Source organism: Candidatus Micropelagos thuwalensis (assembly GCF_000469155.1).
Classification (GTDB): domain Bacteria; phylum Pseudomonadota; class Alphaproteobacteria; order RS24; family RS24; genus Micropelagius; species Micropelagius thuwalensis.
Map to the genome: position 1 here is coordinate 706,943 of NZ_AWXE01000001.1, position 12,955 is coordinate 719,897.

13 protein-coding genes are annotated in these 12,955 nt (G+C 42.6%); 7 read left to right on the forward strand and 6 right to left on the reverse strand.

The genetic code is table 11. The features are described 5' to 3' along the window. Positions 1-96 precede the first annotated feature (96 nt). A complete protein-coding gene (gene pdxH / locus RS24_RS03400; protein WP_021776788.1) occupies positions 97-696 on the reverse strand; it encodes a pyridoxamine 5'-phosphate oxidase in 600 nt (199 codons plus the stop codon). Positions 697-795: 99 nt separating this feature from the next. Here pdxH and RS24_RS03405 point away from each other — a divergent pair, with 99 nt between their 5' ends. From RS24_RS03405 to RS24_RS03430, 6 genes are all read left to right on the forward strand, one after another. Next, positions 796-1,284, forward strand: coding sequence for an RT0821/Lpp0805 family surface protein (locus RS24_RS03405; protein ID WP_051295573.1), 489 nt, complete (start codon positions 796-798; stop codon positions 1,282-1,284). 157 nt (positions 1,285-1,441) lie between these two features. After that, positions 1,442-2,248 carry an enoyl-ACP reductase FabI gene (locus RS24_RS03410; protein WP_021776790.1) on the forward strand — a complete coding sequence of 269 codons (807 nt, stop codon included), beginning with the start codon at positions 1,442-1,444 and terminating at the stop codon, positions 2,246-2,248. Between the two features lie 52 nt (positions 2,249-2,300). Further along, the gene (gene aroC, locus RS24_RS03415) at positions 2,301-3,398 is read left to right on the forward strand and encodes a chorismate synthase (RefSeq protein WP_021776791.1); all 1,098 of its coding nucleotides are present in this window, start codon (positions 2,301-2,303) and stop codon (positions 3,396-3,398) included. A gap of 8 nt (positions 3,399-3,406) precedes the next feature. Continuing rightward, complete coding sequence (gene thiE, locus RS24_RS03420; protein ID WP_021776792.1) at positions 3,407-4,054, forward strand: thiamine phosphate synthase; 648 nt, start codon at positions 3,407-3,409, stop codon at positions 4,052-4,054. Between the two features lie 74 nt (positions 4,055-4,128). Further along, the gene (gene efp, locus RS24_RS03425) at positions 4,129-4,692 is read left to right on the forward strand and encodes an elongation factor P (protein WP_021776793.1); all 564 of its coding nucleotides are present in this window, start codon (positions 4,129-4,131) and stop codon (positions 4,690-4,692) included. After that, on the forward strand, positions 4,693-5,478 hold the full coding sequence (locus tag RS24_RS03430) for an inositol monophosphatase family protein (protein WP_021776794.1): 786 nt from the start codon (positions 4,693-4,695) through the stop codon (positions 5,476-5,478). Between the two features lie 8 nt (positions 5,479-5,486). Here RS24_RS03430 and RS24_RS03435 read toward each other — a convergent pair whose 3' ends face one another. Beyond that, entirely contained in the window at positions 5,487-7,316 is a 1,830-nt protein-coding gene (locus RS24_RS03435; protein ID WP_021776795.1) for an ABC transporter transmembrane domain-containing protein, read from the reverse strand. 149 nt (positions 7,317-7,465) lie between these two features. On the opposite strand from RS24_RS03435, the gene rpmE reads away from it, so the two are divergent. Next, positions 7,466-7,690, forward strand: a complete 225-nt coding sequence (gene rpmE / locus RS24_RS03440) for a 50S ribosomal protein L31 (RefSeq protein WP_021776796.1) — start codon at positions 7,466-7,468, stop codon at positions 7,688-7,690. Positions 7,691-7,711: 21 nt separating this feature from the next. Here the strand turns inward: rpmE and RS24_RS03445 are convergent, their stop codons facing one another. The 4 genes from RS24_RS03445 to RS24_RS03460 all read right to left on the reverse strand — a co-directional run bounded on the left by RS24_RS03445 (position 7,712) and on the right by RS24_RS03460 (position 12,689). Further along, on the reverse strand, positions 7,712-7,903 hold the full coding sequence (locus tag RS24_RS03445) for a DUF1192 domain-containing protein (RefSeq protein ID WP_021776797.1): 192 nt from the start codon (positions 7,901-7,903) through the stop codon (positions 7,712-7,714). A 339-nt stretch (positions 7,904-8,242) separates the two neighbouring features. Next, positions 8,243-9,385, reverse strand: a complete 1,143-nt coding sequence (locus tag RS24_RS09680) for a hypothetical protein (RefSeq protein ID WP_021776798.1) — start codon at positions 9,383-9,385, stop codon at positions 8,243-8,245. Between the two features lie 17 nt (positions 9,386-9,402). Beyond that, the gene (locus RS24_RS03455) at positions 9,403-10,308 is read right to left on the reverse strand and encodes a hypothetical protein (RefSeq protein WP_021776799.1); all 906 of its coding nucleotides are present in this window, start codon (positions 10,306-10,308) and stop codon (positions 9,403-9,405) included. Continuing rightward, positions 10,308-12,689, reverse strand: coding sequence for an ATP-binding protein (locus RS24_RS03460; protein WP_021776800.1), 2,382 nt, complete (start codon positions 12,687-12,689; stop codon positions 10,308-10,310). The genes RS24_RS03455 and RS24_RS03460 overlap by 1 nt, the downstream gene beginning before the upstream one ends. Positions 12,690-12,955: the final 266 nt, after the last annotated feature.

Below are 12,955 nucleotides of genomic sequence, written 5' to 3' on the forward strand. Positions count from 1 at the left end.
CTTTGATGACTCTATACAGTCACAAAGAAATTTAAAATAGACCTACTGGTCGTGTAATTCAATAACGACCATGCAAGAGGAATAACTATCGTATAATCAGGGAAATAATCTTGTAATCGCCCAGTCCAACATTTCACCGTCACGGCGATAGACAATTCTATCATGCAGTCTGAACTCACCATCCTGCCAAAATTCTATTTGTTGCGGTTTTATCAACCAGCCAGACCAATGCGCTGGACGAGGCACATCTTGGTCAGCAAACTTTTCTTCGAATTTCTTGACGCGCGCCTCCAGCGTTTCTCTATCCGATAGAGGGGTGGATTGTTGTGACGCCCAAGCACCAATCTGACTGCCCCTAGCGCGTGACGCATAATACTGATCCGCTTCATCATCACTGACTTGTTCAACATCACCCCGCACACGCACCTGACGGTTGAGTGATTTCCAGTGAAAACATAAAGCCGCCTTGCCAGACGAGGAAAGCTCCTGGCTCTTAGCGCTTTCCAGATTGGTGTAAAACACAAACCCTTCATCGCTGACTCCCTTAAGAAGCACGACCCGCACATTTGGCATACCGAAACTGTCCACTGTCGCAACGGACATGGCATTAGGATCATTAAGTTCTGTTTTTTCAGCTTCAGATAACCACTCAGCAAATGCTGTAATGGGATTGTCCGGCGGAGATTGAAAGTTCATGTAAACCTTTCGAATTTTTCATTTTTAAAATAGACCGATTTTTCTTATATTCAAAACTGGAACGAAACAAACTACTCATATTAAAAATATAAAGGAGTTATGACTTTGTTTTTTATAAAGACCCCACTTATTTGGGCAACTATTGTTGTGATTTCATTGGTTCAAGTCGGCTGTGCGGAAAATCCGAACAGACAACAGGAGATTGGGGCTGTGACCGGTCTTTTACTCGGCGGTCTTGTCGGCTCACAAATAGGCGATGGTAAAGGCAGAAATGCCGCGATTGTTACTGGCGCTTTGTTAGGCACTCTTGCTGGTAGCGAACTTGGCCGTCGCCTTGATGAAGCCGATAGAATGAAAATGGGCAGGGCAACATCAGATGCATTGAATAACAATAAAATAGGCACACCCAGTCGCTGGCAAAGTGATCGGCCTCATATTGCCGGGGCTGTTACGCCAACCCGCGATTACACTGATGAAAACGGAAATTATTGCCGCGAAATAAAGCAAACAGTTATCATTAGCGGCGAAACCAAACAAGAAACAGGCCAAGCTTGCCGTGAAAAAGACGGATCTTGGTCATTAAGCTGAGCCAACAGACTAAAAAAACCTGTATATTTCCTTTTCTTGGTTTATGAGGGGGGGTAATCCAACCTATAATGGCTGAGTCGTTTGTTGCATTGTCAGGACAACGCCATTTGGGGTGTATGTCTCGATAAGCTTTAAAGCAGAAAAAAGGAAAACTGAAATGTCAGGTATGATGCAAGGTAAACGCGGCCTCATAATGGGCGTGGCAAACAAAAATTCCATTGCGTGGGGTATTGCTCGCGCCTGTGCGGATGCTGGCGCGGAACTCGCGTTTACCTATCAGGGTGAAGCACTTGAGAAACGTGTTTTCCCACTGGCTGAGTCAGTGGGTGCAAACATTATAGAACCCTGCGATGTAACAGATGAAGTCAGCCTTTCAGCACTATTTGAAAAACTCAAAACCCAATGGGGTCATCTGGATTTTGTCGTTCACGCCATTGCTTTTGCCGGTAAAGAAGAATTAATGGGTCGCTATGTCGACACCAGCTCAAAAGCATTTGATATGGCACTTAATATCTCTTGCTATTCCTTTACAGCAGTTTGCCGCCACGCTGAACCACTCATGTCGGAAGGGGGGTCTTTACTCACCCTATCCTATTACGGTGCAGAGAAAGTCATTCCCCATTACAATGTGATGGGCGTTGCCAAAGCGGCACTTGAAGCAAGTGTTCGCTACCTTGCAAGCGATTTAGGGCCAGAAGGCTTGCGCGTGAATGGCATCTCTGCAGGCCCAATCCGTACGCTCGCCGCTGCAGGGATTGGTGATTTTAAGGAAATGCTGAAATGGAATGAAGCTAATGCGCCATTACGCCAAAATGTGACACAAGAACAAGTCGGTCAATCGGCTCTTTATCTGTTATCTGATATGGGTTCTGGTGTTACTGGTGAAATTCATTATGTGGATTGCGGATATAATACAATTGGTTTGGCGGCATTTGAAAACCTCAAGGGTGAAAAACCGGCATAAACTTCAGGAGCCAATGCGCTTAAAAACTCTTTTTGATTTGAAACAGAAATAAATGTCACATAATTCGTTTGGTCATCTTTTTAAATTTACAAGCTGGGGTGAAAGCCACGGACCAGCAATAGGCTGTGTTGTTGATGGCACACCCGCACGCATTCCTTTGCTTGAAAAAGATATTCAACACTTTCTTGATCGACGCAAGCCCGGGCAAAATCGTTTCACAACGCAAAGGCAAGAACCAGATGAAGTCAAAATCTTGTCAGGCATTTTTGAAGACCCTGAAACCGGTGAGCAGGTGACAACAGGCACGCCAATTTCACTTCTAATTGAAAATACTGATCAACGATCAAAAGATTATTCAGATATAAAGAACAGCTATCGACCAGGACATGCAGATTTCACCTATACCGAAAAATACGGCATTCGGGATTATAGAGGTGGAGGACGCCAATCCGCGCGCGAAACAGCAACGCGGGTTGCTGCTGGAGCCATTGCGCGCAAAATCATGCCTGAGGTCACTATTGTCGGTTCACTGGTGCAAATGGGGCCGCACTCAATCAATCGAGATAATTGGGATGATACAGAAATAGAAAAAAACCCTTTTTGGTGTCCCGATAAGGAAGCCGCCACAATGTGGGAGGACTACCTCGACGGCGTGCGTAAAGCCGGATCATCGTGTGGTGCGGTCATTGAAGTTACCGCTAAAAATGTACCTGTCGGTCTTGGTGCGCCTATTTACGGCAAATTGGATGCTGATTTAGCCAGCGCTATGATGAGTATTAATGCCGTTAAAGGTGTTGAAATCGGTGAAGGGTTTGCTGCCGCAGCCTTGTCTGGGGAAATGAACGCCGATGAAATGTCAGCGTCCCAAAAAGATAGTCAAAATACACCAGAGTTTTCGAGCAATCATGCTGGAGGTATTCTGGGCGGTATCTCAACCGGTCAGGACATCACATTGCGTTTTGCGGTCAAGCCGACCTCGTCAATTTTGACACCTCGTAAAACCATCACCACATCTGGCGAAGAAACCGAAATCATCACCAAAGGTCGTCATGACCCGTGTGTAGGCATCCGTGCTGTGCCGGTTGGTGAGGCCATGATGGCTATAGTTCTTGCCGACCATTTCCTCAGAAACCGTGGACAAAACGGATAGAGTTTTCCATGCAATGTCGTTTGTACTTGATTACACCGCCGTCTCTCGATTTAGATAGCTTCCCCGACCTATTAGACAAAACGCTCGCAGCCGGAGATGTTGCTTGTCTGCAATTACGTCTGAAACAAGCCGATGAGACACCTGTTGCTGACGCTCTCATTCTACAGGCAGCAGAAACACTCCTCCCAATAGCTCATAAACATGATGTGAGTTTGTTGCTTAATGACCGCCCCGACCTCGCCTTAACGGCTGGCGTAGATGGTGTGCATATCGGTCAGGACGACACGCCTTATGCTGAAGCGCGACAAATACTGGGTCAGGATGCAATTATCGGCGTAACCTGCCATGATAGCCGTCACCTTGCTATGGTTGCAGGTGAAGAAGGCGCCGACTATGTAGCTTTTGGGGCTTTTTTTCCAACATCCACCAAAACTTCGTCTACTCAAGCTACCCCCGAGCTACTGACATGGTGGCAAGAAACCACAGAGTTGCCCTGTGTGGCCATCGGTGGCATCACAACTGAAAATGCCCCAACATTGGTAAAAGCTGGGGCGGACTTTCTAGCTGTATCTGGCGGTGTTTGGGGTTATGCTCACGGAGCTGAGGAAGCTGTAAGAGCCTTTAACACACTTTTTGTTTCAACAGATGAAAGCTAGGCTTTTTTTTAGAAACTGAAAGTGTTATCAGTGCGACACGATTGATCTTATTTTTCAGATCTTGAGGAGTCAGCATGAAAATCAACGGCAATGAAATCCGCCCCGGTAATGTTATCCAACATAATGGAGAATTATGGGTCGCGGTCAAACTGCAACATGTTAAACCTGGTAAAGGTGGTGCCTTTGCCCAGGTCGAACTAAAAAACCTTCTCAACGGATCAAAACTCAATGAAAGATTCCGTTCCGCCGATAAGGTTGAACGCGTCAGGCTAGAACAAAGAGATTATCAGTTTCTTTATGAAGCCGATAATGCGCTGACCTTTATGGACACGGAAACCTACGACCAAATAGAATTACAAACAGATTTTGTCGGAGAGCGCGCTGCTTTTTTGCAAGATGGCATGATGGTTGTTGTTGAAATCCATGAAGGCAAGCCAATTGGTGTCCGGCTACCTGATCAGGTAACACTGGAAGTTTCCGAGACTGAACCTGTCGTTAAAGGTCAAACGGCGGCGTCATCCAACAAGCCTGCTATCTTAGAAAATGGTATAAGGGTCATGGTGCCTCCCTTTGTGGAAGCCGGTGACAAAATTGTTGTGGAAACCAATGAAGTCGCTTACCTGAAGCGTGCCGATTAGATGCCAGCAACCTCTCCTACTCTCAATGTTATGATACTGGCAGCCCGCAAAGCCGCCAGAGATTTACGTCGTGATTTTGGAGAAGTTGAAAACCTTCAGGTCTCAAAAAAAGGGCCCGGTGATTTTGTATCTAATGCCGACCTGAAAGCAGAAAAAACAATTTTTGAAGAACTTTCACATGCAAGACCGGGCTATGGCTTTATCATGGAAGAAAGTGGCGTTCATGAAGGCAAAGACAAAACCCATAATTGGATTATCGACCCGTTGGACGGCACAAGTAATTTTCTACATGGCATTCCACATTTTGCTATATCCATCGCGCTTGAACGTGAAGGTCAGCTTGTTGCCGGTGTTGTTTATAACCCTGTTACCGATGAAATGTATTATGCAGAAAAAGGTTCAGGCGCTTATTTCAATGATAAGCGCATGAGGGTTGCCGGACGATCCCGCCTTTCAGATGCCGTATTAGCCTGCGGTATTCCTCACGGTGAGCGCGCAGGGCAGGACGCTTTTGCAAATGAAATTAAGACACTACTTCCCAAAGTAGCGGGTGTTCGTCGCTTTGGTGCAGCAGCATTAGATTTAGCTTACGTCGCTGCAGGACGCGTTGACGGGTTCTGGGAGCGTGGGCTATCTTCATGGGATATGGCAGCAGGGGTGGTGCTCGTAAGAGAGGCTGGCGGTGTAGTAACTGATCTCAAAAACACTTCGAATTTCCTCGAAACAGGCGACATCATAGCTGCCAATGATGTCCTGCATGACAGGCTACTTCCCGAACTTGGCTAATTTGCACTTCAGTTTTGGATGACCTGAAGATTTCCCTTACTTTCCCCGAATTGAAGATTGGCCAGTCGTTGGTACAGACCTTCTTGTTCGAGTAGTTGCGCGTGAGTACCGGTCGCGATGACCTTTCCGGCGTCCATGACAATAATCCGGTCAGCTTTAAGAACTGTGGCTAGCCGATGAGCAATGACAAGTGTGGTACGCCCCTCCATTAAGCGTTCCAATGCCATCTGAACCACTTTTTCACTTTCGGCATCCAGCGCAGAAGTTGCCTCGTCCAACAGGAGAAGAGGTGCATTTCTTAAAATCGCACGCGCTATAGCAATACGCTGGCGCTGACCACCACTCAATGTAACCCCGCGTTCACCGAGCACAGTGTCATAGCCGTCGGGCAATTGTCTTACAAATTCATCTGCCAACGCTTTATCAGCCGCAGCATAAACTTCATTTGCCGATGCTGAAGGACGTCCGAAAAGAATATTCTGATATACCGTATCAGCAAAAATCACCGTCTCCTGCGGTACAATAGAAATCTGCTGGCGAATATCCAAAGGGTCGGCTTGCTGAAGGTTTACATCGTCCAGTCCGACAGTCCCGGCAGACGGGTCATAGAAACGCATGAGTAGTTGAAAAACAGTACTTTTACCGGCACCTGACGGCCCGACCAGAGCTACAGTTTCTCCAGGCGATACAGAGAAAGAAAACTCATCCAGCGCAGCAATTTGTGGTCGCGTCGGATAATTAAAAGTCACATCCTTAAATTCAATATGTCCTTCCACCCGTGCGGGCATAGTAACTGGATTTTGCGGCGCTTTGATTTGCGGTTCAACCTCAAGAATTTCCACCAAGCGTTCGGTAGCTCCTGCCGCGAGTTGAATATCCCCCCACACCTCAGAAAGCGCTGCAATCGCTGTCGAACATAAAATCGCATAAATAATAAACTGCCCAAGCGTGCCGCTGGACATTTCTCCTGTCACCACTTTTTGAGCACCGAGCCACAAAATCCCGACCACACCAGCAAATACCAGCGTAAATGCCAATGCAGTCAAGAAAGACCGTGCCATCACACGCATCTTTGCTGTAGCAAAAGAGTTTTCGACAATATCTGAAAATTTGCGGCGATCTTCTTCCTCATGCGTAAATGCTTGCACCACCTGAATAGACTGAATGGTTTCCGATGCCATCGCGCTTGTATCGGCAATTCTATCCTGACTGGCACGGGACAAACGGCGCACCATGCGCCCGAATAAAATCATAGGTATAATAATCATCGGCAAAATTAGAACTGCGAGACTACTTAGAGACAGGCTGGTCACACTCAGCATGATAGCTGCACCGATAAACATGAAAATATTCCGTAAAGCGATTGAAGCAGAGGAGCCAACGACTGTTTTAATTAATGTTGTATCCGCTGTCAGCCGGGATAGCACCTCTCCAGTTTTTGTTACTTCAAAAAAGGATGGGCTGAGCTTTGTAATATGCGAATAAACCGCAAGTCGGAGGTCAGAAGTCACACGCTCCCCCAACCATGAAACAAAGTAAAATCGTGAAGCACTTGCAATGCCTATCACCACCGCGACACCCATCATAGCTTTGAAGTAAATATCCACCGCCGTAGCATCCGTTCCGGAGAAACCATTATCTATGACATAGCGTACCGCAACTGGTAGCGTCAGGGTGGATACCGCCGCAAGTACCAGCGAAACAAATGCACCTATTACCCGCCATGGATATTGCAAGATAAAGGGCATAAGAGCCTTGAGCGGCCGGACGTTTTTTGACTTCTGCCTACGACGCGCCTGCTCTTCTAATGTTTGGGCTGGATGAACACTGTCTGACATTAATAATCCTTAAAGGAGTTATATAATATTTTGTTTGTTATTAAACAATTTGATGTTTGAAAAAACTGTTTTATTCAACCCGCAACGCTTGCATAGACTGTGTCTAATCGGTATAAGGCATCTTAAATTACGATTTGATTGGTTAGATTATGAAAAAAGATATTCATCCAGATTATCACATGATTACTGTTGTGATGACAGACGGTTCCACTTTTCAGACCCGCTCAACCTATGGTTCTGAGGGAGATACGCTGACATTGGATATTGATCCATCTACACATCCTGCATGGACAGCTGGCTCAACTCAGATTGTTGACCGTGGTGGACGTGTAAGCCGCTTTAACAAGAAATTCGACAGCTTCCTGGGTGAATAAGGGATTATCTTTTATTCTCCTCTAGGCCTTAAAAAGGGCTTCTGCATCTGCGCGGGAACCCTTTTTGCTTTCAAGAACTGCTGTAATCCGCTCAATTTCTGCCTTAAGAGTCGTTATTCTTTCTTCGAGCTCTTCCAGGCCTAATTGGCTCAAATCTTCATTGATTAGAGCCGACAATGTATCGCTTTTGGGTGCAATTTCTTCTTCCATCATAAGCTAAGCCTATCATTTGATTGAACAATCTGGCAATACATCAAACATGTGTGACAAATGCATAAATCTCTTTTCTGAAATCTTAAACTGTCCTATAAAGACGCATTCCCTACTTTGTGGATTTTTTATCTTTGGAGCCCATCGGTTCTAAAAAAGGAGCAAATATGTCTTTTCCACACTAATAAGTTGAACAAGTTTTAGTTCGTGGGATGATGACTAATAATATAATAAATTAAAATATAAATAGAAAATTATACAATTTACTGAAGAGTATTTATTAAATAAACACAGCCCGATTGTTGCGACATAATCAATTCACAAATCGAAACAATCATCATTCTATATAAAATTAGATAAAGGCGGATAAGGCCCTTCAGGCGGCAAATTATTATAGGTTTCAGGTTGAACGGTAGAGAATTTTTCTCCCGACTTAATCTCGCTGACGCGGCCTCCATTTATACCAAAATACAATGCGATGTCTTGAGGTTTATCCCCTCGCAGTAACATCCCTTTGATTTTAGCTGCCATCTCATTTGTTACAGTAGGCGCGAAGTGCTTAGTATATCTACTATATCCCTTTTCTCTGATAAAATTTTGTTTTGCCTTAACAATCAAATTTCTCGGCTCTGGAACACGCCGCACAGGGACACCGTTCTGCTCTGTCCGATCTAAAATTTTTTGCTCAAGCAGGCCTTCGAATTTATTTATTAGATTTGGGATTAAGCTCGATAGAGCATTATTTTTTGCAGACATTAAATGGTAACCGTGAGAAAAATATGGCTCCATGTTACCACCAATCGAGAGTTCCTCCGACATTTGACTTTTTGACTCTGGTTTTTCATTACTGTCTGGAAGACACATCACACCAATATACATACATGGCTTGCCATCTTTTAAATTCCCTACAAGATTAGTTAAATACTTAGTAGCTAGGGCGGAAACTGCTTTGCGAGCTTTTTGATGGGACTGATATTTTGAGTCGAGGAATACAAAACCTGAGTAGCCGTCTTTCTCGAAAATTATTGTAAAGTCAGGTCTAAACCATCCATTTGCAGGTCGATTTTTTAGGCTGCAGACTATCGGTGCATAATCATTTTCATTTATTTCGTCAGCCCCAACTATTTCTTGGTCATAAAGTATTGTTGCTCGTATTTTTGAAGAAGGGTTCTGCAAACGAACAAAATAGTGAACAGGTAAATCACTTCCTCTTTCGGATACTACAAAACCCTCAGCCTCAAAAGCTTGAATGATTTGAGAGTAACAAAAGAACTCAAACAATTGTGATAAATCAGGCTGACCCGTCCAAACCTCTCCTTTACCAAATTTTTGGACTACTGCTGATAACCAAAACTCCAACTCGTCCAGGTCTTCATGCATCTCAACGTAACGAGAGTCTCTCAAAAACGCCCGCATGGAAATACCAACCCCAAGATTTTTTAGATTGGAGGCCATTACATTGAGGCTATCTGCAAGCTCGTACATTCTGGAGGCATGTTCGTCTATAATATTTTTTTTGTCTCAAAAGATGAAACACCGCCAGCACGAACATCATGTACGTAAGCTTCTTTTTCTCTCAAGATTACAGCTTGTTTTCTAATTTTTTCAGCACATTTAAGTGCCACCCTTAAAAATCGTTGATTATCGGTATTGTTGAAATCATTTGAAGTAGTCTGCTTTGCGAAGATTTGTGGCTCAAAACTTTGAATACCTCTTCTAGCTAAAGAAGTGGACGTCAGCGGAGCTCTTTGCCAAGTCACCTTGTTTTGCAGCACCTGTTTTATAGCTTTATCAGGCCTGCCCCCCAGCCCTTTTTCTATAGAAGCTAAAGTATATTTTTTTTTCAGGTAACCAGGCCTATGAATTCCCGAACTTAAACGCTCTATTGCATTAGAAACTTTATTGAGAAAGTCGAACCGGCTGGGGAAAAAGTAATCTGAGAAAAGACTGCTTCGAATTGAAGACGCACTACCTAAACTACTGGGATTTTGTATAAGGGGGAACTGTAAAAAAACAGTATTATACCACTCTAGGTAGTTACTGTATTTAGGTTCAACATGACAATGAACGCGGCAAACAATTTCCTCTAATTCAATTTCAAGCAAAACTCGGCCTGCTCGATTACGGAAAGTATAAAAAATAAAATCATTTGGTTTGCTTTTAGATTTATATAGGGGGTCGTTGAAGTCCTCCAAATCAAGAACCACAAGTCTATCCCATGAAGTAATATTGAGGTCTAACTGGTTTAGAGTAGCTGAGAGCACTCTTTCACCCTGCTCAAGCTCAAGGCTTATAAGATAATTACCGGTTTCATCCAGGTCGACTTCAGCTAATTCAGAGTCTAAAAAGTCGTGATTAAGGATTATCTTTGATGTGTCACCGCGATATTGTTCAAAAAATATTTTCATCAAATATATCGATAGCTAGCTGATGACTGACCATTATCCGCTACGTCCTGGAGACGCATTTTAGTTCGGCGAAGTGATGTTTTACTTATTATCTCACTTAGGGCCTCTCCATATGCTTGTCCATATCCTCTCACTAAAGGTAGTAAAAATGTTGATGCCGCAAAATCCTTAATATATTCACTGTCGTCTTCATTCTCCATTAGCTGGAAAAACAAATTAATTTGCTTCTGTTTTCTTGTACTCAAACTCAGTCTAGGTAAAGTTTGCCACAACTCAATTTCATCTTCGAACTCATCTCGCATTTGATTAGTGTTATTGGTTTTTTCATTCACTTCTAATATATAGTCGTTCAGGAAATCGGCAGAAAACCCAACAAATGTATCATCAAACTTAATTTCTCCTTGAGGAGCAGTATCTATTAATGACCGGGGGATAATAGGTGTTCGGTCAATAAAGCGTTCAGTTACTTCTTCAGTTGAAACGTCAAAATTAAATGTAAATATGAAGCGAGTTGTAGACGGGATATTAAAGGTCACCCCTTGGACATGAATTTTTCTATGTTCACCTGCAGGAAGACACTCAAATGAGAGAAAATCTGAGAGATAATGCTCTAGTGGAGATAAAGTAGCTTCATCAAAAACCACTGTTTTTACTGGTTCATCTTTATCATTTTCAAGCGTTAGCAATCTCCAAAAGTCTGATGAAAAGTCAAAACTGTTAGTAAATGGATTTTTGTAACCAATAAAGTCTTGGGGGTTTGACCAACCTCGTCCCACTGGAACAAAGTGGTCTACCCTGTGATTACCAGATATCGCTCGTGAAATAATTCTAGCTAAAGCGGTCTTGCCACTTCCAGGCGGAGAATAAAAAGAGACAAAACGATTTGACAATAATATTGCAGAAACTGCTTTTGCATATTCAGGAACTTCAACATAAAAATTTTGTTTCTTTATTCTGTTAGCAATTTCGTTTACGGGGTCTTCGGGGCTTACCAAATTTTCCCATTTTGGTCTTTTCCAATTAACTTGACCCTGGGAAGTATTAACTGTGTTCAATATTTCGAAGAATGGAATTACATCAAGAACTTTTGTTCTAAACTCGCTGACTGACGAAGTAAGTCGCGATTTAAGAGACGCAACTGCTTCTTCTAACCCCTCTCGTTGCTGCTCTAAAGTTAAAACCTCTTCTTCAAAATTATTTTTCTGATCCTCTAGTTTAACCACCTGTTGTTGGATATCTTCCAATTCTTCGATTGAAGAAATTTGCGCCTCTAACTCCAGAATTCTTTTGGCACTAGTGTCTTCATTCTTTCTTTCAACTTCTATTGTTAGAGCTTCAACAACTGTGGTTTGTTGATTTAGTTCTCTTTCTAAGTTATTGATTTTTTGATTTTTTGTATCCATTTCCGCCTTTAGTGTTTGAATTTCATCTAAAAGCTCTGAAGAATTCTCAAATGTGATTTCTCCCTGCTCATCTAATTTAGAACGGGTAACTATTGAAGGAATATCTGAGTCTAATAGAGCCTCACCAATACGCTCAATTAATTTGTCTTCAGAGAGGGCGGCAACTTCAAGAACTTCCTTTAATTTTTCTTTTGTAAAATCTGGTAATTTTGTGGAGGACTCAATTTGAGAAATGAAATCTTTTTTCCCTCTCCGGCCCAGCCTATCTCTCGGATTTAAAGTGTCATTAATCAGTTTTACTGCTTGATTTATTGACATGATGTTTTTTTGAGGAGCGTCAATTGCCTTCAGAGACTCTAAAATTTCATGTCCAATAAAATGATTTCCTAACTTTGTTTCAGTCAGGCAATAGTTAGGCAGCAGCCCTATCTCAGTTTCATAAATGCTATAATCATCCAAATTTGAAAACTCTGGGGTTCTAACAGTTGGGCGAGTAAGTGTTGAACTCCATTTTTGTTTGTTTATATCAAAAGTAGAATTTAAAGACTGGAAAGGACCTTGGAGCAATTCATTTTTTTCTTCATCAAGGGATATCAGGAAAACTAATCCTAAGGGCTTGAAGTTGCTGTCAATTGAAACAACATCTGTGAAATCAATAATTTCTGGAACCCTAATGACGTTAGAAATACCGCTGCTATTGGATAAAGGCGTCCATGAATTATTTATAGTCTGATACTCACATTTTCCTTCCCATCCCACTTCGGTAACTTCAACTAGGAATAATTCCTGCCGAGAAAACTGAGATTTGATATCAGACCATCCAGTCCTTACAAAAACTTCTCCCTCTTTGGGAATATTTTCAGGAGTTGCTGGTTCAAAGCCTATATCCGGGGACTTCTTTTGAACTGCAACAGCATCTAAATAACCAAGATGGTCTTTGTTTTTTGCAGTTTCAGCTAGCCTGGCAATAATTCGCATAAATATCACCCCGAAAAAAATATTATCTAATCACAATTTAAATAAACTTGTGAATAGGAAAAGTTTCCCGAGTTTAATAAAAAATCTAAAAATAAATGGGGATTTAATTGACTTGTTTTTATTTTCAAAGCATTAAAACGAATTTATAAATCAAAGCCACGATGCAAAATATGGCAAAATAAAAAAGGTTTTTTGAAATAATAATCATGCCATTGCTATGCGCGTTTATGTCTTTAGTTGTTTTATCCGCAATGGTAATGGGCTAT